The organism is Mesonia aestuariivivens, assembly GCF_019311235.1.
GTDB classification, from domain to species: Bacteria; Bacteroidota; Bacteroidia; order Flavobacteriales; family Flavobacteriaceae; genus Mesonia; species Mesonia aestuariivivens.
The window spans coordinates 171,607-195,457 of sequence record NZ_JAHWDF010000003.1 but is presented as its reverse complement, the minus strand read 5'-3'; the positions used below and the strand labels follow the sequence as shown (position 1 = coordinate 195,457).

Here is a 23,851-nt window from a genome sequence, read left to right as displayed (position 1 = left end):
ATTTAGAGAGGACTTTTTTATTGAAAAATAATTTCATTTAACTAATTTGGTGAAAAATCATTTTTTTTCTAAAGTATAGCTATTTCCAGATTCTGTAATTTTCATATTGTTATCTTCTGTTGAAAATACAATTTCTAAAGAAGCCGCAGAGAATTCAAAAGTGTTTTCAGTTACTGCAGTTAAAACAAAAGACGGTTGCCCGGTAGCCTGAGCTTTTAAAACTTCATCTTCAATAAAAATTTTAATGTCTAACGGAAACTCGTCACTTCCATAAGTTCCTTCATACTGTTTTAGTGTAGCAAGATCTACGTCAATAGATTTGCGATAGGTAGGTAACTTATAGTCTTTGTTGTAATAAATACTCAAAGCTCCTAGGACCACATCGTTTAAAGAAATTGAACTTCCGTTAGAAGTAACGCTTACAGCTAATTGGTCTTCTTCAATAAAGCCTGCCATAGAAGAAAAGCTATCGATACCTCCCGTGTGACCAAAGGAAGACTTTTCATAGAATGGAAATTTAAACAGACCTAATCCATAATTATCTTCAATAGTTTTCATTTTTTCTAAAGAAGCTGTATTTAGAATTTCTCCATTAAAGAGCGCAGTATAAAATAGGTTTAAATCTGAAGGTGTAGAAACTATAGCTCCTGCGCCCAGCGGAATACTCATAGCGGTTTCGGTCGCTTTTATCCAGGTATTACCTATTTGGTATGAATACGCTTCGTTATTACTAGTATTAATTTTTCCTTGGTATTTAGTACGCTTTAATCCCAGAGGTTCAATTATATGTTTTTCAAGTAAATCAGAAAAAGAACTGTTGCTTGCATCTTCTGCAATCCAAGTTAATATCACATAATTGGTGTTGCTGTATTCGCCTTTTTCGTTGGGTTCAAATTCGGTGCCGTTAATTTTAATGATCTTGATTAATTCTGCTTTAGATTTTGGTTGTTGCATCCAAGAAGTGTAATTTTTATCGTTGGTAAAATTAAAAAGACCGCTATGGTGATTTAATAGATGCTTAATCGTAATTTTTTCAGCATTAGGTAATTCAGGATAATATTTGGCAAGTTTCGTGTCTAAAGAAAGTTTTTCTTGTTCAACTAACTTTAAAATAAGTGTTGCGGTAAACGATTTAGTAATCGAGCCAATTCTATACATGGTTTTTGGATTGGCTTCTATTTTGCTCTCTACATCTGCATAACCTATTGCTCTGGTGTAAATTGGTTTTCCGTCTTCGTAAATAGCTAAACTTAGCATCGCTTTATCGGCCTCTGTGATTCGGTCTAATAATGAGTCTAATTTTTTACTGTTGAATTTTTGAGATAAAGCTATACAAGGGGAAAATAACAGTAATAAGATTATAATTTTTTTCATAAAAATTTTATTTGAGATAATAGAATCTAATATATAAAATATATTATTGTTTCAAACTTATTAAATTAATGGATGTAAAACTGATACTAAGGTTATTTAGTGAAATTTTAGATACAGTTTTTTGTGAAAGTGATTTTAATACTATAATTCATTAACTGGTTTACATGATTTTTAATATGCCATTTTAGTCAATAAATATGAAATGGCTTAGTTAGTTTATAGATTAAATTTTAGCTTAAAAATGAGTGTTTAAGCTAGCTTCTTTTAGCATAAAAATATTACTTTTGCACTTTTAAACAACACAACAACATGAGTAATTATAAAACTGCGAAATCTGCATTGATTTCTGTATTTCATAAAGATGGTTTAGCGCCAATTGTAAGAAAATTAGATGAGTTAGGCGTCACTATTTATTCTACTGGTGGAACCGAAACTTTTATCAAAGATTTAGGAATTGACGTAGTTCCTGTAGAAGATGTTACTTCTTACCCTTCTATTTTAGGCGGAAGAGTGAAAACACTTCATCCCAAGGTTTTTGGTGGTATTTTAAACCGTCAAGATCACAAAGGTGATGTTTTAGAAATGGAACAATATGAAATTCCGCAGTTAGATATAGTGATTGTAGATTTATACCCTTTTGAAAAGACTGTTGCTTCTGGAGCTTCAGAACAAGATATTGTCGAAAAAATTGATATAGGTGGTATCTCTTTAATAAGAGCTGCGGCTAAAAACTTTAAAGATGTACTTTGTGTTTCTTCGATGACCGATTATGATGAATTTTTAAGCGTAATTTCTGAAAGAGAAGGAAAAACAAGTTTGAAAGATAGAAAGCGTTTTGCAGGTAAAGCTTTTAATGTTTCTTCTCATTATGATACAGCAATCTTTAATTATTTTAATGCTGAAAATGGAGAAGTTGTTTATAAAGCCAGTATTACTGAAGGAAAAAAACTTCGTTATGGGGAAAATCCTCATCAAGATGGTTATTTCTTTGGTGATTTTGATGCTATTTTCGATAAGCTTCACGGAAAAGAGCTATCTTACAATAATTTATTAGACGTAGATGCAGCAGTAAATTTAATGAATGAATTTAAAGGGGAAGCACCAACTTTTGCCATATTAAAACATAACAATGCTTGTGGTTTAGCACAACGAGATACTTTACACCAGGCTTATGTAGATGCTTTAGCTGGAGATCCTGTTTCTGCATTTGGAGGTGTTTTGATTAGTAACACAACTATAGACGCTGCAACAGCAAAAGAGATTCATCAACTGTTTTGTGAAGTGGTGATAGCTCCATCATACGATGAAGATGCACTAGAGATCTTAAAGGGTAAGAAAAATAGAATCATCTTAATTCAGAAAGAAACTGAACATTCAGACAAAACCGTACGCACATGCCTAAACGGAGTTTTAGTTCAAGATAAAGACACCAAAACAGATGCTAAAGAAGATTTAGAAACAGTGACTACAGCAGCGCCAAGTGCAGCTCAGATAGAAGATTTACTTTTCGCTTCAAAAATAGGTAAGCATACTAAGTCTAATACCATTGTTTTAGCTAAAGGAAAACAACTTTTTGCTAGCGGAACTGGGCAAACCTCTCGTGTAGATGCTTTGCGACAAGCTATAGAAAAAGCACAATCTTTTAATTTCGATCTAAAAGGGGCAGTAATGGCTAGCGATGCGTTTTTCCCTTTCCCAGACTGTGTAGAGATTGCAGATCATGCTGGAATATCATCAGTTATTCAACCAGGCGGATCAATAAAAGATAAATTAAGTATAGAATATTGCAATAAAAATAATATTTCTATGGTTATGACAGGAACACGTCATTTTAAACATTAATTTTAATACTTTTATATACGCTGATAAGCTTTAAAATAATTTATGGGATTTTTTGATTTTTTAACGGAAGAGATAGCAATAGATTTAGGAACTGCTAATACACTTGTTATTCATAATGACAAAGTAGTGGTAGACAGTCCATCTATTGTGGCGAGAGATAGAGTGACTGGAAAAATTATTGCAGCAGGTAAAGAAGCAGCGATGATGCAAGGGAAAACCCATGAAAATATAAAAACCATAAGGCCGCTTAAAGACGGAGTAATTGCAGATTTTGATGCTAGTGAGCAAATGCTTACTCGCTTTATAAAAGAAATACCTGCATTAAAAAAGAGAGTATTTACTCCGGCTTTAAGAATGGTTATTTGTATTCCTTCAGGAATTACAGAAGTAGAGATGCGTGCAGTAAAAGAAAGTGCTGAGCGTGTTAACGGTAAAGAAGTTTATTTAATTCATGAGCCCATGGCGGCAGCTATTGGTATTGGTGTAGATATCATGCAGCCTAAAGGAAACATGATTGTAGATATAGGTGGTGGTACTACAGAAATTGCAGTAATTGCTCTTGGAGGAATTGTATGTGATAAATCTGTGAAAATTGCAGGAGATGTGTTTACCAATGATATTGTTTATTATATGCGTACACAACATAACCTTTATGTAGGTGAGCGTACTGCTGAAAAAATAAAAATTCAAATTGGTGCGGCTACTGAAGATTTAGAAGTTCCGCCAGAAGATATGAGCGTTCAAGGACGAGATTTATTAACAGGGAAGCCAAAGCAGGTAGAAATTTCTTACCGTGAAATAGCAAAAGCTCTAGATAAATCTATTTTACGCATCGAAGATGCTGTTATGGAAACACTTTCTCAAACCCCGCCAGAATTAGCAGCAGATATTTATAATACAGGAGTTTACTTAGCAGGTGGTGGTTCTATGTTGCGCGGTTTAGATAAAAGGCTTTCTCAAAAAACAGAATTGCCCGTATATATTGCAGAAGATCCATTAAGAGCAGTAGTGAGAGGTACCGGGATTACCTTAAAAAATTTAGCTAAGTTTAAAAGTGTACTTATCAAGTAGAATAAAATGAATTTATGCAGCAAATTGTCAATTTTCTTATAAAATATAAGAATACCTTACTTTTTTTGCTATTATTTTTTGTATCACTTGTTTTTACCGTTCAGTCTCATGCTTACCATAAAAGTAAGTTTATTAATTCGGCTAATTTTTTAACAGGAGGGGTTTACAATTGGGTGAATAATATTGAAGAGTATTTTAATCTCAAAGAATATAACACTAGACTGGTAGAAGAAAATAAATACTTGCGTTCTCGTTTAGGCGAATTAAATAATAAAAGTTTAGATACCGTATATCAAGATACTTCTAGTTTTGATAATCCTTTTCAGTTCACTTCAGCAAAGGTTGTAAGAAATCAATATGTTAATATTGATAATTATATTTTAATTAATAAAGGAAAACACGATAGTATTAAAAATGATTTAGGCGTGATTACTAGCCGCGGTATAGTAGGAATTGTTGAAGAAAGTAGCGCAGGTTTTTCTAGAGTTATTTCCATATTAAATAGTAATTCATCAATTAGCGTTCAGCTTAAAAATACCAATCATTTTGGTAGTTTAATTTGGAATGGTAAAGATCCCAATATTGTTCAATTAGAAGAAGTTCCTAGGTTAGCTCCTGTTAAAGTAGGAGATACAATCACCACAGATGGGCGATCTTTTATTTTTCCTAAAGGAGTTCCCGTAGGTGTAGTAGATGGGTTTAATTTAGATCAAAACCAGAGTTATTATAAGATAGATGTAAGGCTTTTTAATGATATGACCAATATTGGCTATGTTTATGTAATTAGCAATAAAAACATAGATGAAATCAAATCTTTAGAGCTCAATGAATAAGCTATTAAGTCCAAATATCATCAGGTTTGTTTTGTTAGTATTGCTTCAGGTTTTAATTTTAAGTAATATTAATTTTCTCGGTTACCTCAATCCATACCTTTACGTATTATTTATATTGCTTTTACCTTTTACAATTCAACAATGGAAAGTTTTGGTTTATTCATTTTTGATTGGTATTGTTATTGATGTTTTTCAGGATAGTGGAGGGGTAAATGCCGCTGCTTGTTTAGTTGCAGCCTATTTTAGACCTAACATTTTAAAATTTACATTTGGGGTGAGTTACGAGTTTCAAACCATTAAGTTTTACCAAACTCCTTTTGGTCAACGTCTAACTTATATTTCATTAATTGTTCTAATACATCATTTTGTGTTATTTTCAATGAGTTACTTTAACTTAGATTATATAGTTGAAGTTCTAAAAGACACGTTGTTTTCAAGCCTATTTACGATTGCACTTATTTTAATGGTAATGGTTTTATTCAGAAAGAAAAATAGATGAGAAGAATACTTCCTTTTTTATTAATTATTTTAACTGGTTTTGTATTTATCGGTAGACTCTTTTATTTGCAAATTTTAGATGATTCCTCAGCCATTTTATCGCAAAATAATGCTATTAAAATAGAGTATGATTATCCGCAACGAGGATATATTTTCGATAGAAATGGAGATCTTTTGGTAGCCAATCAACCTTCTTATGATGTTATGGCAATACCTCGAGAAGTAGAACCTTTTGACACGTTAGAACTTTCGACACTTTTAAATATTACCCCAGAAAATATAGGAAAACGCTTAGATAAAGCTAAAATTTATTCTCCTAGATTACCTTCCGTAATTGTTCCGCAATTAACCAAAGAAGAATATGCCTATTTTCAAGAAAAACTAAGAAAATATGAGGGGTTTTATATTCAAAAAAGATCATCAAGAGATTATCAAATTGATTATGCAGCAAATGTTTTAGGATATATTTCTGAAGCAAATACTGCTGAAATAAAAAATAACACATACTATCAAGCCGGAGATTTAATAGGAAGACAAGGGGTAGAAAAACAATATGAAGATATTCTTCGTGGTAAAAAAGGAGTAAAATACATTCAGAAAGATAGATTTAATAGAGAAATAGGGGCTTATAAAGATGGTATTTACGATAGTTTGCCAGTAAAAGGTAAAGATATCACGCTTACATTAGATGCTAAATTACAAGCTTACGGTGAGCGATTGATGAAAAATAAGCGAGGAGGCATTGTAGCGATAGAACCTAAAACTGGAGAACTATTAAGCTTAATTAGCGCTCCTGGTTATGATCCAGATTTGTTAGTAGGGAGAAAGCGGAGTAAAAATTTTAATAAACTTTGGTACGATACTATTGCTAAGCCATTGTACGATCGTAGTTTGCAAGCGATGTACCCTCCAGGATCTCCGTTTAAAACAATGACAGCACTCATTGCTTTACAAGAAAATGTAATAAATACACAAGAACGCATAGAATGTCACCATGGGTTTTCATATGGTCGAGCTTCAAGCATGAAGTGCCACGGTCATCCCTCTCCGTTAAGTATGTCTCCTGCAATAGCGTATTCGTGTAATGCATATTTCGGAAAAGTTTATCGTAGAATCATCGAAAAATATGATACTCCTCAGGCGGGTATGAATGCTTGGCATGATCATTTGGCTAGTTTTGGATTAGGTGATTTTTTGGGTAATGATTTACCAGTAGGTCAGCCCGGAAGAATTCCAGATGCCGAATACTATAATAAATGGTATCCAGAAAATCGATGGCAAGCAACCTATACTTTATCCAATGGTATTGGTCAAGGAGAAATAGCAACCACTCCAATTCAATTAGCAAATATGACAGCTACGATTGCCAATCGCGGTTGGTATTATACCCCACACATTCTAAAAGAAATTGAAGGGAATACTTTAAAAAATAAAAAATTTACCACTAAAAATATCACCACCATAGATCCAGAAAATTTTGATCCTATTATAGAAGGAATGCATGGAGTTTATGAATATGGTACAGCCCAATTTTTACAAATTCCTGGTGTAGAAATTTGTGGTAAAACAGGAACTGCCGAAAATTATTCAAAGATTAATGGCAAAAGAGTTCAATTAACAGACCATTCTATTTTTGTAGCATTTGCTCCTAAAGATGATCCCAAAATTGCTATCGCTGTATTCGTAGAAAATGGTTACTGGGGAGCTCGATATGGAGGAAGAATAGCGAGTTTAATGATTGAAAAATATTTAAAAGAAGAAATTTCTCGTACAGACTTAGAAAGTTGGGTGCTTTCTCATAGCTTAGAAGATGAGTATGCTAAGCCATATACAGGAGAACCTTTTAAAATTAATCAATAAATGAATAAAAGTACTGGTTTCGATTGGGTATCTATCTTATTGTTTTTATTACTTGTAATTTTTGGATGGGTAAATATTTATTCAGCTTCATTAAATGAAAGTGCACAGAGCTTTTTTGACTTAAGCCAAATTTATGGTAGACAAGGCCTGTTTATTGGATTGAGTGTTCTTTTAATCATTTTCATTCTTTCTGTAGAAGCTAAATTTTATGAACGTTTTTCAAGTGTTATTTATTTAATTTCTTTGTTGTCGCTCTTAGGTTTGTTTGTGTTTGGTAAAACTATTTCTGGAGCTACTTCTTGGTATGCTTTTGGCGGTTTTAGTATTCAGCCTTCAGAATTTGCGAAAGCAGCCACAGCATTAGCATTAGCAAAATACTTAAGCGATATTCAGACCAATATTAAATCTTTTAAACACCAATGTGGGGCTTTTTTAATTATTATGTTACCTGCATTAGTAATTATTCCACAGCCAGATCCTGGAAGTGCCTTAGTTTATGCCGCCTTCTTTTTTCCTCTATATAGAGAAGGACTCTCAGGCGGATATTTGCTTGTAGGTTTATCGTTAGTTTTACTTTTTGTATTTACATTAATTTTTGGTGCAATTTGGGTGAGTGTAGCTGTGGTAATATTAGCTTTACTTCTTTTATTTTTTAATCGAAAAAATAAAAGAAAGCATTTATGGCGGTATATCATAATTTCCCTAACGTCTATTTTATTTGCTTTTTCTGTAAATTATATATTTCATAACGTTTTTGAGCAGCGTCACCGAGATCGTTTTAATATAGTTTTGGGTAAAGAAGTAGATACTAAAGGGATTGGCTACAATACCAATCAAAGCGAGATTGCGATTGGTAGCGGTGGGTGGACAGGTAAGGGTTGGACGCAAGGGACTCAAACCAAAGGTAATTTTGTACCTGAGCAACATACAGATTATATTTTTAGCACTGTAGGAGAAGAATGGGGTTTTGCAGGAAGTGCAATGGTAATTTTGTTGTTTATAGCATTAACTACACGATTAATTTTTATAGCAGAACGTCAAAAATCTCAATTTAGCCGAGTTTATGGCTATAGCGTTGCCGGTATTTTATTTATTCATTTTTTAGTAAATATAGGAATGGTTATTGGTGTTTTTCCTACCGTAGGGATTCCGTTACCCTTCTTTAGTTATGGCGGCTCAGGGCTTTGGGGCTTTACTATTTTGTTATTTATATTCATAAAATTAGATTCCAATAGAAAAGCAGCATACCAGTAATTGCTTTAACTATTTTGTTTAATTTTTTCTGAAAAGAAGTGCTTACCTTTAAAACTGAAGAATAATTATCATGAGCCACGTCGTTATTATCGGAAATGGAATTGCAGGCATCACTGCTGCTCGACATATTCGTAAATTTTCTGATAACAGAATTACCGTTATTTCCGCAGAAAACGAATATTTTTTCTCTCGTCCCGCCTTAATGTATGTGTATATGGGACATATGAAGTTTGAACATACTCAACCTTATGAAAATTCGTTTTGGAAAAAAAATAGAATTGAATTAAAGCAAGCCTATATTAACATAGTTGACTTTAAAAGTAAAAAATTAATTTCTGCGGAAGGAGAAGAGATTGTATACGATAAGTTAATCTTAGCGACTGGTTCGGTAACTCATTTTAGAGGTTGGAAAGGTCAAGATTTAAATGGTGTGCAAGGTTTAGTAGCCAAGCAAGATTTAGAATTATTAAATAATAATTCAGAAAATTTAAATCATGCGGTTATTGTAGGCGGTGGTTTAATTGGTATTGAATTAGCCGAAATGTTACATACTCGAAATATCGAAGTGACAATGCTTATTCGAGAATCTCATTTTTGGGGAAGTGTGTTGCCAATTGAAGAAGGAAAATTAATTAGCAATCATATTGAAAAACGCGGTATCAACTTAGTATTTGAAACTGAATTAGCAGAAATAATTCCAGACAGCGACAACCGTGTAAAATCAATAAAAACAACCACAGGGAAGCATATTGATTGCCAATGGGTTGGGATTGCAACTGGTGTAAAACCTAATATCTCGTTTCTAAAAAACACAGCGCTAGAAACCGATCTCGGTATTTTAGTTAACAGAAACTTAGCTACCAATATTCCTGATGTTTATGCCATTGGCGATTGTGCGCAACAATGCGAACCTATCGGTCATCGAAAATCGGTAGAAGCGGTTTGGTATACAGGCAGAATAATGGGAGAAACCGTTGCGCAAACTATTTGCGGTAATCCTACAGCATATAATCCTAGTAATTGGTTCAATTCAGCAAAATTTTTCGACATAGAATATCAAACTTATGGATGGGTTTTTTCAAAAAAAAAAGAAGGCTATTCAGATTTTTATTGGCAAGATGCCAAAAATGAACGAGCGCTTCATTTTCAATATGAAACTAATTCTAAGAAGTTTATTGGTATCAATGCTTTTGGAATTCGTTTACGACACGAAATTGTTGATGCTTGGCTAACCGAAAAATTACCTATAGAGAAAGTTATTCTGCAATTACAGAAAGCTAATTTCGACAAAGAATTTTCAAAGAAATATTTAAAAAAAGTGCAGCAAGCATTTCAGCAATCAAAATTTCAAAAAAACTTAGTTGATGAGTAGAGTTCAATATAATATGGCATTGTCGGGACAGCCACCGCAAGAATTAAATTTCTGGCAGAAACTGTTTTTAGTATTAGGCGTTTTGGGTCTTGCAATCTTATTATTAGCTAGCTTTAATCTTAATTTCCCCAATAAACCGCTATGGTTAAGTTTGTCTTTAACATCTATTTCTTTAGGAGTGATAGGTTTTTCGTGGTCTATATATGGCGATAAATACAAAGGAGTTAAAAATGATGGCGTTTGGTTTAAATCACTTACCTCACATGGGCTTTGGGCTTGGGTTTTTGGTGTTTTAATTACCATTTTCTATGTAGTACTCTATTTTTATCCTCAATATTTAGGCTTAAATAGTGAAGCTGAAAATACAGGGTTAGTCGCTTTATTCGATCCGTTGAGTTATGCTTTGAGCGGTAATCCTGCAAGCCAATGGTTTATGTATGGTACTTTATATTCACTTTCTATATTAATTTTCGGCATCAAATTTATCTGGAAATATCGTCATAGTCGCTACGAGATTATTCGTACAATATCTGTTATGTTTTTTCAAACGGCATTTGCTTTTATCATTCCAGAGTTAATGGCAAGATTAAACGGAGAACATTTACAACTTCCGTATTACGATTTAAAAAGCATTTGGCCTCTTAATTATTATAATTTTGAGCAATATAGAATCGATGGTTTTTTAAATTCAGGGGCAATTGGGTTGGCTCTGCTAATTTTTGGAATTATTTCAATTTTCGTTATAACACCTATTCTTACTTATAAATATGGCAAGCGTTGGTATTGTTCTTGGGTTTGTGGTTGTGGTGGTTTAGCTGAAACTGCTGGTGACCCATTTCGGCATTTAAGTGATAAGCGTCAAATCGCTTGGAAAATAGAACGTTGGGTCGTGCATAGCGTGGTGGTTTTTGTAACGCTCATGACTACTGCCGTAATCTATTCTTATTTAGATTACGATACTTCTAAATATTGGTTGAACAAAGATGTTTTTCTAGGTTTTGTGGCCTCAATATTGACTTTGGTTTTTGGTTGGGTGATGATTTTTCGTAGACAAGAATTACAAGAAGATGCGCGATATGGAGCAATTGGTTATTTCGTTATCATTATAGGCTTAATCGCTATTCATTTTTTTTGGGGAAATTCGCTATTTCTTTTTCAAGCTGAAACACTAAGAACAACCTATGCATTTTTAATTGGTTCTGTGTTTAGCGGAGTTATAGGCGTTGGTTTTTATCCCATCTTCGGAAGTCGCGTTTGGTGTCGTTTCGGGTGTCCTATGGCAGCAGTTTTAGGTTTTCAGCAGCGTTTGTTTTCAAAATTTAGAATAACTACCAATGGCGGACAATGTATATCTTGCGGAAATTGTTCTACCTATTGTGAAATGGGAATCGATGTTCGAGCCTATGCGCAAAAGGGAGAAAATATTATACGTTCTTCTTGCGTAGGCTGTGGGATTTGTGCTGAAGTTTGTCCGCGTGGCGTACTGAAATTAGAAAATGATTCACCTAACGGAAGAATCAATCCGAAAGATGTACTTTTGGGCAACGATGTAGATTTGATGAACTACGTCAACCAAAAAAAGTAAATGAAAGATCCTCGTATAAAAGTCATCATTCCCGCTTTTAATGAAGAAGATTCTATTGGTTTAGTGATTCAAGATATTCCTGATTTAGTTGAAGAAGTCATTGTGGTAAGTAACAATTCAACAGATCAAACCGAAGAAAACGCTCGTAAAGCTGGCGCTACGGTGTTAACCGAATCTCGAAAAGGTTATGGTTACGCTTGTTTAAAAGGAATGGAATATGTGGCTGTTCAAACTGCAAAACCAGATATAATTGTTTTTTTAGATGGAGATTACAGCGATTACCCCGAGCAACTTTTAAAAATTATTCACCCCATTGTTAAAGATGATCTTGATCTTGTAATTGGAGCAAGAGTAGATCGACTTAGAGAAGAAGGCTCGATGACGTATCCTCAGATTTTTGGAAATTGGCTGGCTACACATTTAATGAGTTTGTTTTTTGGTGCAAAATTTACCGATTTAGGACCGTTTCGAGCAATTAAATATGATAAGTTATTGAAGCTACAAATGGAAGATAAAACCTATGGATGGACGGTAGAAATGCAGTTGAAAGCCATTAAGCAAAAACTTTCGTATGTAGAAGTGCCTGTGAACTATAGAAACAGAATTGGAGTTTCTAAAGTTTCTGGAACCATTAAAGGAGCTGTAATGGCTGGCGTAAAAATTTTAGGCTGGATCTTTAAATATAGTTTTAAATAAATGTTACGAATTTTACGATTTAAAAATACCGTTACCCTGAACTTGATTCAAGGTCTTATTTGAATTTTTTAATATTAACTTTTATAAGATATTTAAACAGCTTAAAAGAGGAAAATCTAAACAATAATATAAATGTCAGTTCAATCGAAGTTGAAAACTAATTGACAAAAAGTTTATCAACAACAATCTAGAGAACCTCCCGAAAGTAGAAATCTTTTATGATTACAGTAATTCTTATTCTTTACACGTTAGCACTTTTTGTGGTGTTTCTCTACGCAATCTCGCAGTTGCAATTAATCTTTTATTATTGGAAAGCCCAAAAACTAACCGATTTTGCTGATACATTTGATTTTCAAAACGAAGAAGAAATTCCTTATGTCACCATTCAGTTGCCTTTATATAATGAAGAATATGTCGTAGAACGATTACTGAAGAATATTGTGCAACTCGATTATCCGCAAGAAAAATTAGATTTTCAAGTACTCGATGATTCTACCGACGATTCGGTTTTGCAAACGCATCATTTAGTAGAGCAATTGAAAACTGAGGGTTATAACATCAAGCATATTATTAGAAGTCACCGTAAAGGCTTTAAAGCAGGTGCATTAAAAGAGGGTTTAGCTGTTGCAAAAGGAGAATTTATCGCCATTTTTGATGCAGATTTTATACCGAAAGAAGATTGGTTGCAACAAACCATCCCGTATTTTAAAAATGAAAAAATTGGTGTAGTGCAAACCCGTTGGGAGCACCTTAATCGAGATTATTCTTTATTGACAAAAGTGCAAGCTTTTGCGTTAGATTTTCATTTTGTTTTAGAGCAAGTGGGCAGAAGTTTCGGGAATCATTTTATCAATTTTAATGGCACTGCTGGCGTATGGCGAAAATCTTGTATTCTAGACGCTGGAAATTGGCAAGGCGATACGCTTACCGAAGATTTGGATTTAAGTTATCGAGCCCAATTAAAAGGATGGAAATTTAAGTATTTGCAAAAAGTAGAAACTCCTGCAGAATTGCCAATTACAATAAGTGCCGCACGTTCTCAACAATTTCGTTGGAACAAAGGAGCTGCAGAAAATTTTCAGAAAAATTATAGTCGTTTATTTAAGAGTAAACAAGTGTCGTTGATGACCAAATTTCACGGATCTTTTCATCTGCTTAATAGCTCTATGTTTTTGTTGGTGCTGATAATTGCAGTGCTGAGCGTACCTGTTTTATATATTAATAATCTGTTTCTCGATTATAGCTTTTATTTTTATGTGATGGCATTTTTTGGGTTGGCTACGGTAATTTTTTTTATGGCCTACGGAATTACATTTTTCAAAATTCATGGCATAAATAAAAATAGTGTTTCCCAATTTATAGGTTTATTTTTTGCTTTCTTTTCCATCGCGATGGGATTATCGGTTCATAATACTTGGGCGATTTTAGAAGGTCATTTCGGTAAAAAATCATCTTTCGTGCGCACGCCAAAATTTAATATTACTAATCTAAATGAGATTCGGAAAGAAAACAAATCTTTAAAAAATTCTTTTAATTTCATACAAATAATTGAATTGATATTGTGCTTTTATTTTGCCTTTGCTATCTACAGCGCTTTTAAGTTGAATGATTACGGTTTTTTAATTTTTCACTTCATGTTGTTTTTTGGTTTTGGCTTCGTGGTTTCAAAATCATTTTTCCCTAACTTTCGTTTTTTGAAAAAGCTAAAATAGATTGCTAAAATCATTTTTTAAATATCACAAATATTCCATCTTAATGATGCTTGCTTTGTGTGCATTCTATTTCAGTTTTGCTTACAATTTGGTAAGAACTGATTTTGTAAAATTAAGCAGCTTATACCTAGCTTTATTTTTTCTGAGTTTTAAACTTATTCAGCAACAAAAAACAAACTGGAAGTTGCTATTGGGTTTCGGCATTGCTTGTCGTCTATTATTTTTATTTGCGCTCCCCAACTTATCACAAGATTTTTATCGATTTATCTGGGACGGTAGGTTAATAGTAGAAGGAATTAATCCATATTTGTCTACTCCGCAACAATGGCTAGCATCCGGCAAAATAGCAGCGATAGTACAAGGTGAAGAATTAGTAAAAGGAATGCAAGCCTTAAACGCAAGTCATTTTACCAACTACCCACCGGTTTCTCAATTTGTATATGCCTTGGCTGGAATAGTAACTCCTAAAAATATTTTAGGAAGTGTGATGGTGATGCGAATCGTATTAATTTTTACCGATGTAATCACTTTTATTTTTTTCAGAAAATTACTTCAGTATCTAAAATTACCATTACATCAAGCCTTTTGGTATTTCTTGAATCCCTTAGTAATTATCGAACTTACAGGAAATTTACATTTTGAAGGTTTAATGGTGATGTTTCTCGTGATTGCTTTTTATTTATTGTTGAAAAAGAAATTGATTTGGGCGGCTATTTTATTTGGGTTGTCTGTTTCTGTCAAGCTTTTGCCTTTGGTGCTATTACCTTTGTTTTTTAACTATTTCAGAAAACAAGAACAACTCAATATTTATAAACTAATTACTTTCTATGGAGTAAATTTTTTAAGCGTTTTACTCACTTTCCTTCCTTTTCTTTCTGTGAATTTGATTCAGAATTTTGGAGATTCTGTAGCACTTTGGTTTAATACTTTTGAATTTAATGCCAGTTTATACTACATTATTCGCTGGGTGGGATTTCAAACGATGGGTTGGAATATTATAAGTATTGCAGGCAAAATTTTATCAGTAATTATCTTATTGTCGGTTTTGAGTTTGGCATTTTTCAGAAAAAATAATTCGTGTCAAAGGCTTTTTGTAAGTATGCTTTTTGCGCTGAGTATTTACTTTCTATGCGCAACGACCATCCATCCTTGGTATGTAATTACTCCTTTGGCAATTTCAATTTTAACTCGTTATCGCTTCATATTAATTTGGTCTGTAAGTGTAATGTTAAGTTATAGCGCTTACAGAACAAATGGTTTTGAGGAAAAATTATATTTAGTTGCCTTAGAATATATTTTGGTAATAAGTGTTGTAGCTTACGAATTTAAATCGACTAAAAAACTATTCTGTGGTTAATTTCTGCAAGGGATAGTAGCCCTTCGACTTTCGCTCAGGATAAACTTATCCTTTTTTGATTTTTGAATTCGAGGCTTTTGAAATTCACTTAAAACGTTTTTATCGAGTAGCTTTATCTTACAAGTTTTAAAAAAAAAGATATAGCGAATAGCCCGACCCGTTGAGGTATGCAGCCTAATTATTATCAGCTTTTACTCCAATATAAATATTCCGAATATAAATAAAAGACCCTCCCGCGTGAGAAGCAAATAATACTGGGTCTTCCCGCATAACGGCATAATAAATAAGAATACCAGAACCTACTAAACTCATTGCCCAAAATGTAATAGGTAAATTGGACTCATTTTCTTGTTCAGAATAATACCACTGGTATAGAAATCTTCCCGTATAAATAATTTGACCTACAACACCTATTATCATGAGCCAAGTGGCTATTCCGTTTTTGTCTTGCTGAGAAAATAATAAGCCAAAATCTATGTTAGCCCAAAAAAGTCCATACAGAATTGCAAAAACAGGAAACCCTAAAACTAGAAGTTTAAAAAAAATGTTAGTAGGTTTCCATTCATTTTGAAGCTGAAGATTACGTATAAAAACATAGTAAATAATCATTTGGCCTAACATGATAGAAAAATCTTTTCTAAGGTATCCATAAATAAAAAAGATAATAGCCGCAATAAGGCTAAGCTTCCAAAAAATGGTTGGAGTTTCTAGTTTTTTAGATTTTTCAGATTTAAACCATTGGATGATTATTCGTGAAGCAAAAATTAATTGAGAAGTAAATCCTACGGCGTAAATCATCCAATCACTCATAAAATCAAAATTTTTGGCAAGTAAAGAAATTTAACATTAATTGATAAGCTTTTTGCAAAAGCTTATCAATTTTACTTGTTTACTCTTTTTACTTCATAAATATCTTTTCTACGATCTTTTAAATTGTGAACGCTACCAAAAGTATGTAACTCCCGAAGTAAATCTATATCTACATCGGCTACTAAAATCATTTCTGTATTTGGGGTAGCTTCGGCTTTAATTCCGTTAGAAGGGAAGGCGAAATCACATGGGGTAAATACAGCAGATTGCGCATATTGGATATCCATATTATGCACATTTGGTAAATTCCCTACACTACCTGCAATGGCTACGTAACATTCGTTTTCTACGGCGCGTGCTTGTGCACAGAGTTTAACACGAGAATAACCATTTTGCGTATCGGTTAAAAATGGCACAAATAAAATATCCATTCCTTCTTCTGCTAATAATCTAGATAGCTCAGGAAATTCGACATCATAACAAATTAAGATTCCTATTTTGCCACAATCGGTATCAAAAGTTTTTACTACATTTCCGGTTTGCATACCCCAAACTTTAGCTTCATCTGGAGTTACGTGTATTTTCTCAAAACGATCGATGCTTCCATCTCTTTTACAGAGGTAACCTACGTTGTATAGTTTACCATCAATCATTTCTGGCATACTTCCCGAAATAATATTAATATTATAAGATACAGAAAGTTCAGAAAAACGTTCGATAATGGTATTAGTAAACCCTGCAAGTTTTCGAATTGCTTCTGGCTCTTTCATATGGTTGTAAGTTGCCATTAATGGAGCATTAAAAAATTCAGGAAACAAGGCGAAGTCTGATCGGTAACCAGCTACGGTATCAATAAAATATTCTGCTTGCTGCATTAAATCGTCCAAGCCTTTATAGGTACGCATCTGCCATTGAATTAAGCCTAAACGAACAATACTTTTATTGGCGGAAGGTTTTTTGCTGGGTTTAGTGTAATACACATTATCCCACTCCATTAAAACCGCATATTCTCCAGAATCATCATCACCTTCTAAATAGCCTTTTAAAATTCTCACTGGGTGAAAATCATTTGATAACTGAAAGTTTAATACAGGGTCGTGAATTTCTTTAGAACGTACTTTTTCGATATATTGTACGGGAGTAATATCTTTAGAAAACTTGTGATAATTAGGTATTCGTCCTCCAAAAACAATACCTTTTAAATTAAGATTTTCGCAAACCTCTTTTCTATAATCGTATAATCTTCTGCCTAATCGAAGTCCGCGGTAATCTGGTTTAATAAACACATCAATGCCGTAAAGCATATCTCCGTTTTTATTATGCACTTTAAAATTCTCGTCTCCCACAATATCTTGATACGTGTGGTTATCTTCAATTTCATCAAAATCTACGATCATCGATAGCGCACAACCAGCAATATCACCATTTACTTTAATCACAATTTGCCCTTCAGGAAAGATGCTAATTAATTTCCCTATGTCTTCTAACTTCCAATAAGAATTAGGCATCGAGTGGTAAGCTGCTTCGGTAGCTGCTTTCAGTTCTTCAAAATCTTCTAACGTTAAATATTTTAACTCTACATTTTCAATTTTTTCCATCTTCAATTCTATTAATTTGGGCGCTACCACAAGGGTAGGGCTTTCGGCAGTCGCTTTAAAAATTTAGCTTAGGCTAATTTTAAAGAGCTCCAACAAAGCCTCAATCCCTAGCGCAAACCTCCTAGTAAATTATTTATAAAAATAATTTTGAAAACCAGAATTTTTAATAACGTAACATTTTTTATTTTTGGTCAATGCGATATATTAACATCAAGAAATCAGATTCTGAATTAAATTCAGAATGGTGACTTCTTATTTTCAAGATAAATTAATTTCAGTTCGAGTGGAGTCGAGAACAATTTTAAAATAAAAAAGTTTTTAGACTCCACTCGAACTGAACATTTAATAAGATTTCTAACACGTAACCTTAGACTCTCTTTTGGAGGGAAGTTTTACATATCTAACAAATACGCAAAAATTAAAGGAGCAACAATCGTAGCGTCACTTTCAATAATAAATTTAGGCGTATTGATATCTAGTTTTCCCCAAGTAATTTTTTCATTAGGTACTGCACCAGAATAAGAACCATAACTGGTTGTAGAATCTGAAATTTGACAGAAATAACTCCAGAAAGGTGTATCGGTACGTTCCATATCTTGGTATAACATTGGTACTACACAAATTGGGAAATCACCGGCAATACCTCCGCCAATTTGGAAGAAACCAATTCCGTTTTTAGAATTATCGGTATACCAATCGGCTAAAAATCCCATATATTCGATACCAGATTTCATGGTGGTAGCTTTTAATTCTCCTTTCATTACATAACTCGCAAAAATATTACCCATTGTACTATCTTCCCAACCCGGAACTACGATCGGTAAGTTTTTCTCTGCTGCTGCATACATCCAAGAGTCTTTTAAATCGATCTCATAATATTCTTCCAGCACACCACTTAGTAACATTTTGTACATAAACTCATGAGGGAAGTAGCGTTCGCCTTTTTCTTCAGCATCTTTCCATATTTTGAAAATGTGCTGTTGTAAACGTCTAAATGCTTCTTCTTCAGGTATACAGGTATCGGTCACACGATTCAATCCTTTTTCTAATAAATCCCACTCGTCTTGCGGAGTAAGATCACGATAGTTGGGAACGCGTTTGTAATGAGAGTGCGCCACCAAATTCATAATATCTTCTTCTAAGTTGGCACCTGTACAAGAAATAATATGCACTTTGTCTTGTCTAATCATTTCGGCAAAAATCTTACCGAGTTCTGCAGTACTCATTGCTCCAGCTAAAGAAACTAACATTTTAGCTCCGCCGTTAAGTTGCTCTTCGTATGCTTTTGCCGCATCTACTACCGATGCAGCATTAAAGTGTAAATAATATTTTTGGATAAATTCTGAAATTGCTCCTTTGCTCATAATTTTGTTTTTGATTGTCTCTTCGATCGGAGTCGGGAGGTCTTATATTCAAGTCCTTTTTTCGACATTGCTGAAATTGACATATAGTTTTATTCTTTTATTTCGTTTAAAGATTACTCATTTTCATCTTCACCTTCATAGTTTTCATACTTAAACTTATAGCTTAGCATTTTATAGTAAAGCTTAGCTGCTAAAAAGTCTGAAGATTTTTCTGAAGGATTTGGGCAGAGTTCTACGATATCAAAACCTACCACATTTTTCTTTTTAAAGATCATTCTCAGAAAATCTAAAGTCTCATACCAAAATAAACCTCCTGGTTCTGGTGTTCCTGTAGAAGGTAAAATGGAAGGGTCGAACGCATCTAAATCTATGGTTAAAAATACATTTGGCGTCATTTGCCCAATAGCATCGTCCATCCAATCTTCATATAGATCGTGAGCAAAATAAACTTGATTTTCATCCATATAATCAAGCTCTTCTGCATCCATCGAACGTATTCCTACTTGTATTAAGTTGGTTGTTTTACTCGCTTCGTGAACAGCACAAGCATGATTACATTTAGTACCTTCGTATTCTTTACGTAAGTCGGCGTGAGCGTCAATTTGTACCACGGTTAAGTCTTCAAAACTTTCATTAAAGGCACGAATACTCCCGATAGAAATGGAATGTTCTCCTCCAAAAAGGGTAACAAATTTTTCTTGATTAATATAGTTTTTAGTGGTTTTATACACACTTTCTACCATTTTCTCGGGAGAAGAATTTTCAGTTACTGGGGGCGCTAAATACACCCCTTTTTTATATACTTCTGTACGAGTTTCAATATCAAAAAGCTCCATGTTTTCTGAAGCTTCTAAAAAAGCTTGCGGACCTTTATCTGCACCTTTTTGCCAAGTGCTTGTACCATCGTAAGGCACAGGAATTAGTACTACTTTTGCATCGTCTATACGAGCATATTTTTCTGGGATTCCTGCGTAATTTTTTTTAGTTGTCATCGTAACCTAAAATTTTAAGTAAGTCTTCACTTTTTTGTTGTTCACTAAATAGTTTGGTGGTTATTTTACCGTCCTTATCTTTATTAATCAAAATATGCTTTGGAGATGGTATTAAGCAATGTTGCAAACCTCCAAAACCACCAATGGTTTCTTGATAAGCTCCTGTATTAAAGAAGCCGATGTATAATGGTTTATCTTTTCTGAATTTTGGTAAATAAATAGCGTTCATATTCTGTTCACTATTATAATAATCATCACTATCGCAAGTTAACCCGCCTAAAAGTACGCGTTCATATTCATCATTCCAACGGTTAATGGCAAGCATAATAAAACGCTTGTTAATAGCCCAAGTATCTGGTAATGTGGTGATGAAGGAGGAGTTGATCATATTCCATTTCTCTCGGTCATTTTGCTGTTTTTGATAGAGAATCTCATAAATAGCTCCGCCGCTTTCGCCAACGGTAAAACTTCCAAATTCAGTAAAAATATGAGGGACAGGAACTTCAGCTTCATCACAAGAAATTTTAATTTGATTGATGATCTCATTTATCATGTATTGATAATCGTAATCAAACTGTAACGAATTTTTGATTGGGAAACCGCCACCAATATTTAAGCTGTCTAAAGTTGGGCAGATCTTTTTTAAACGAATATATACTTTTAAACATTTAAGTAACTCGTTCCAATAATAGGCAGTATCACGAATACCAGTATTAATGAAAAAGTGAAGCATTTTAAGCTCAACTTTATCATTATTTTTAATTTGCTCTTCGTAAAACGGAACAATATTTTTATAACCAATTCCTAACCTAGAGGTATAAAATTCAAATTTTGGTTCTTCTTCAGAAGCGATACGAATTCCTATTTTAAAGTCGTCTTTAATTTCTTCAGAAAGTAAATCGATCTCTTCATAATTATCAATAATCGGGATACAATTTTGGTGTCCGTTATTTATTAATCTTCCAATATTGGTGATGTATTGCTCACGTTTAAAACCGTTACAAATCACATAGGTGTCTTTGTTGATTTTTCCTTTTTTCTGAAGTTTTTCTACAATATTGATATCGAATGCCGAAGAGGTTTCAATATGAATATTATTTTGTAAAGCTTCGTCTAAAACGTGTTGAAAATGAGAGCTTTTGGTGCAATAGCAATAGTTGTAATTTCCATTATAATTGTGACTTTCTATAGCTTCTGTAAACCACTTTTTTGCCTTTTGTATATTCTCTGAAATTTTAGGAAGATAGGTAAACTTTAAGGGAGCACCATATTCTTTAATTAATTCCATAAGATCAATTCCGTGAAATTGAAGTGAGTCTTCTTTTAAATCAAACTCTTCCTGTGGAAAATAATACGTTTGATCTATTAGATTGATGTATTTAGTATTCATTAAATTGTATTGAAATAAATTGGGTTTTTACTATAATGTATAGAAAGTTATGAAAATAAGAGCTGACTTATCTTAAATTAAAGTAAAATTTGTTTTGAAGTCACTGGCACAAATGCTAGGGCTTGAAAGAAAGAAGGTTGTAAAACGGAAGCTAGCTTTAAAATTCGGTTATTTACCTGGTAAACTATTTTTGAAATTGACTTCCTCACGTTCAAAAATCCGAAACTATAAACAGATTTCAATATTGTTCAGCTAAAATGCTCGACAAATAAAATCTTTTTTTTAATGTTGTGGAAGAGGTTAAATGTTAAATTTTATAAAATAAAAAACCTTCTCGGTAGTCGAAAAGGCTTTTTAATTTATAGCTATTTAGTGTTTATAACATCCCTAAATTTATCACTTCTTGTCTAGTTAAGTGTCTGTAATTTCCTCTTGGTAAATCTTTTTTGGTAAGTCCGCCAAAAACTACACGATCTAATTTTACAATTTCGTAGCCTAACTTTTTAAACGTACGTTGTACAATATGAATTCTAGTGCTTTGTAACTCTAAACCAACTTCACGTTTTGGTCTATTGTCTACATAGCTAATATCATCTACAGTTACTTTACCATCCTCTAAAATCACACGGCCTTCAGAAATTTTTTCTAAATCTTCTTGGTCTAAGTTTTTATTTAGGGTAATATGATAAATTTGTCTTACTCGAGTTTTAGAACTACCTAAGCTTTTTGCCATCGTACCGTCGTTGGTAAATAATAACAATCCGGTGGTGCTCGTTTCTAATTTACCAACAGGGTCAAGTTTAGAATTTGATGCATTAGCAATTAAATCCATAACCGTACGGTTATTTTTTTCTAAACTACCAGTTACATAAAATCCAGAAGGTTTATTTAAAAGAACGTATTCTTTCTTTTCTGGGCTTATTTTACGACCGTCAAACTTTACTTCATCGGTAAGTTTTACTTTGTGCCCCATTTCTGTAACCACCTCTCCGTTTACACGCACGCTACCGGCAGTAATGTAAATATCTGCATCACGACGACTACAAATTCCCGCATTAGAAATGTATTTGTTTAAACGCATTCCTGCCTGTGGATCTTTAACCTGCTTATCTACTGCAATTTTTTTACTTGGTTTTTTCTTATTATCAAAAGGCTTGTTCTTCTTCATATTTCCTTTTCCTTGATTTCTTGAATTGCTCGCCATAATTGAATTTTTTTGCAAATGTAAGGATTAATATATGATTTATATGTAATGATGAATTAATTATTATATACTGAATAACAATAAGTTGAAGTTTTTATAATAGATTTCTTTTCAACTATTATAAAACTCTGTTTAAAACCACGTCGATATCTATTAGTAAAATACTGAAAACACCAATCACAATAATTAATTTGAGCAAATTGTGTAATAAAGTATATTGAAGCTTAGAAGAAGATTTCCAGAGAAAAAATAGAAAGATAATCATTAAAATAAAACTCAATACAAAGTAATAGTGCATTTGTCCAATTTCAAATTGATTAGACATAAGAATTAAAGTAGGTACCAGCGTTAAGGCTACTAAAATACTAATTAATGTTTTAGAAAATTTAATACCGTAAACTACAGGTATAGTACGATAATCTTGGGTAAGGTCTCCTTTTAAATTTTCGAGATCTTTGGTAAGTTCACGTATAGAAATGATTAAAAATAGAAAGGTAGCATGTACAAAAACTGCCATATCAAAATTTTGGTAGTATACAAAAACCACAAAAAAAGGGGTGATGGCTAAAATTGAAGCAGTAAGTGTACCTATAAATGGATATTTTTTTAATTTATGCGAATAAAACCATAATAAGAAAATAAAGATTGAAAAGAATATTACCGTTTTAAAAGAAACATAACTCGCTAAAATTACCGTTAAGAAATTCAGGGTGAAATAAATAGCTAACTTCGTTTTTTGACTAATATAATTATCGAGTAGCGTTTTTTGGGGACGATTAATTAAATCTTTTTCAGTATCATAAAAATTATTTATAAGATAACCAGAAGCAATTGCGAATGTAGAGGCAATTACTATGACAAAAAGATTAACATCAAAAAGAATTTCACTTACTGTTCTCTCTGGTGCTAAAATGTAAATAGAAGCTAGGTACTGCGCAATAAATATAATTAAGATATTATAACCGCGTACTACAGAAAACAAACTTGCTAATTTTAATAAAACTAGTTTGTTTTTACGTGAAAGTATCCCCATAAACTT

Annotated in this window: 19 protein-coding genes; 11 read left to right on the top strand and 8 right to left on the bottom strand. The window is 33.0% G+C overall.

Annotation, left to right across the window (positions count from 1 at the left end):
* Positions 1 to 57: 57 nt before the first annotated feature.
* On the bottom strand, positions 58 to 1,374 hold the full coding sequence (locus KW502_RS04210) for a serine hydrolase domain-containing protein (RefSeq protein ID WP_219039287.1): 1,317 nt from the start codon (positions 1,372 to 1,374) through the stop codon (positions 58 to 60).
* A 309-nt stretch (positions 1,375 to 1,683) separates the two neighbouring features.
* On the opposite strand from KW502_RS04210, the gene purH reads away from it, so the two are divergent.
* From purH to mptB, 11 genes are all read left to right on the top strand, one after another.
* Entirely contained in the window at positions 1,684 to 3,216 is a 1,533-nt protein-coding gene (gene purH / locus KW502_RS04205; RefSeq protein WP_219039286.1) for a bifunctional phosphoribosylaminoimidazolecarboxamide formyltransferase/IMP cyclohydrolase, read from the top strand.
* Between the two features lie 42 nt (positions 3,217 to 3,258).
* Complete coding sequence (locus tag KW502_RS04200) at positions 3,259 to 4,287, top strand: rod shape-determining protein (protein ID WP_219039285.1); 1,029 nt, start codon at positions 3,259 to 3,261, stop codon at positions 4,285 to 4,287.
* A 14-nt stretch (positions 4,288 to 4,301) separates the two neighbouring features.
* Complete coding sequence (gene mreC / locus KW502_RS04195) at positions 4,302 to 5,120, top strand: rod shape-determining protein MreC (RefSeq protein WP_219039284.1); 819 nt, start codon at positions 4,302 to 4,304, stop codon at positions 5,118 to 5,120.
* The gene (locus KW502_RS04190) at positions 5,113 to 5,619 is read left to right on the top strand and encodes a rod shape-determining protein MreD (RefSeq protein ID WP_219039283.1); all 507 of its coding nucleotides are present in this window, start codon (positions 5,113 to 5,115) and stop codon (positions 5,617 to 5,619) included. Before mreC ends, KW502_RS04190 begins: the two co-directional genes overlap by 8 nt.
* Positions 5,616 to 7,478 carry a penicillin-binding protein 2 gene (gene mrdA / locus KW502_RS04185; protein WP_219039282.1) on the top strand — a complete coding sequence of 621 codons (1,863 nt, stop codon included), beginning with the start codon at positions 5,616 to 5,618 and terminating at the stop codon, positions 7,476 to 7,478. The genes KW502_RS04190 and mrdA overlap by 4 nt, the downstream gene beginning before the upstream one ends.
* Positions 7,479 to 8,732, top strand: a complete 1,254-nt coding sequence (gene rodA, locus KW502_RS04180) for a rod shape-determining protein RodA (protein ID WP_219039281.1) — start codon at positions 7,479 to 7,481, stop codon at positions 8,730 to 8,732.
* 70 nt (positions 8,733 to 8,802) lie between these two features.
* A complete protein-coding gene (locus tag KW502_RS04175) occupies positions 8,803 to 10,104 on the top strand; it encodes an NAD(P)/FAD-dependent oxidoreductase (RefSeq protein WP_219039280.1) in 1,302 nt (433 codons plus the stop codon).
* A complete protein-coding gene (locus KW502_RS04170) occupies positions 10,097 to 11,689 on the top strand; it encodes a 4Fe-4S binding protein (RefSeq protein ID WP_219039279.1) in 1,593 nt (530 codons plus the stop codon). Before KW502_RS04175 ends, KW502_RS04170 begins: the two co-directional genes overlap by 8 nt.
* Positions 11,690 to 12,385 carry a glycosyltransferase family 2 protein gene (locus KW502_RS04165; RefSeq protein ID WP_219039278.1) on the top strand — a complete coding sequence of 232 codons (696 nt, stop codon included), beginning with the start codon at positions 11,690 to 11,692 and terminating at the stop codon, positions 12,383 to 12,385.
* Between the two features lie 218 nt (positions 12,386 to 12,603).
* Positions 12,604 to 14,097, top strand: a complete 1,494-nt coding sequence (locus KW502_RS04160; protein WP_219039277.1) for a cellulose synthase family protein — start codon at positions 12,604 to 12,606, stop codon at positions 14,095 to 14,097.
* A 43-nt stretch (positions 14,098 to 14,140) separates the two neighbouring features.
* Positions 14,141 to 15,454: a polyprenol phosphomannose-dependent alpha 1,6 mannosyltransferase MptB gene (gene mptB / locus KW502_RS04155; RefSeq protein WP_219039276.1), complete on the top strand. Its 1,314-nt coding sequence runs from the start codon at positions 14,141 to 14,143 to the stop codon at positions 15,452 to 15,454.
* Between the two features lie 174 nt (positions 15,455 to 15,628).
* Here the strand turns inward: mptB and KW502_RS04150 are convergent, their stop codons facing one another.
* The 7 genes from KW502_RS04150 to KW502_RS04120 form a co-directional block, all read right to left on the bottom strand.
* The gene (locus tag KW502_RS04150) at positions 15,629 to 16,264 is read right to left on the bottom strand and encodes a lipid-A-disaccharide synthase N-terminal domain-containing protein (RefSeq protein ID WP_219039275.1); all 636 of its coding nucleotides are present in this window, start codon (positions 16,262 to 16,264) and stop codon (positions 15,629 to 15,631) included.
* 71 nt (positions 16,265 to 16,335) lie between these two features.
* Positions 16,336 to 17,862, bottom strand: a complete 1,527-nt coding sequence (locus tag KW502_RS04145; RefSeq protein ID WP_439651377.1) for a carbon-nitrogen hydrolase family protein — start codon at positions 17,860 to 17,862, stop codon at positions 16,336 to 16,338.
* Between the two features lie 392 nt (positions 17,863 to 18,254).
* Positions 18,255 to 19,226 (bottom strand): deoxyhypusine synthase family protein, encoded by a 972-nt coding sequence (locus KW502_RS04140; protein WP_219039273.1) that lies wholly within the window; start codon positions 19,224 to 19,226, stop codon positions 18,255 to 18,257.
* 113 nt (positions 19,227 to 19,339) lie between these two features.
* Complete coding sequence (speB, locus tag KW502_RS04135) at positions 19,340 to 20,218, bottom strand: agmatinase (RefSeq protein ID WP_219039272.1); 879 nt, start codon at positions 20,216 to 20,218, stop codon at positions 19,340 to 19,342.
* Positions 20,208 to 21,608: a type III PLP-dependent enzyme domain-containing protein gene (locus KW502_RS04130; RefSeq protein ID WP_219039271.1), complete on the bottom strand. Its 1,401-nt coding sequence runs from the start codon at positions 21,606 to 21,608 to the stop codon at positions 20,208 to 20,210. The genes speB and KW502_RS04130 overlap by 11 nt, the downstream gene beginning before the upstream one ends.
* 376 nt (positions 21,609 to 21,984) lie before the next feature.
* Positions 21,985 to 22,812, bottom strand: a complete 828-nt coding sequence (locus tag KW502_RS04125) for a pseudouridine synthase (protein WP_219039270.1) — start codon at positions 22,810 to 22,812, stop codon at positions 21,985 to 21,987.
* A gap of 118 nt (positions 22,813 to 22,930) precedes the next feature.
* Positions 22,931 to 23,845: a geranylgeranylglycerol-phosphate geranylgeranyltransferase gene (locus tag KW502_RS04120; RefSeq protein ID WP_255554051.1), complete on the bottom strand. Its 915-nt coding sequence runs from the start codon at positions 23,843 to 23,845 to the stop codon at positions 22,931 to 22,933.
* Positions 23,846 to 23,851: the final 6 nt, after the last annotated feature.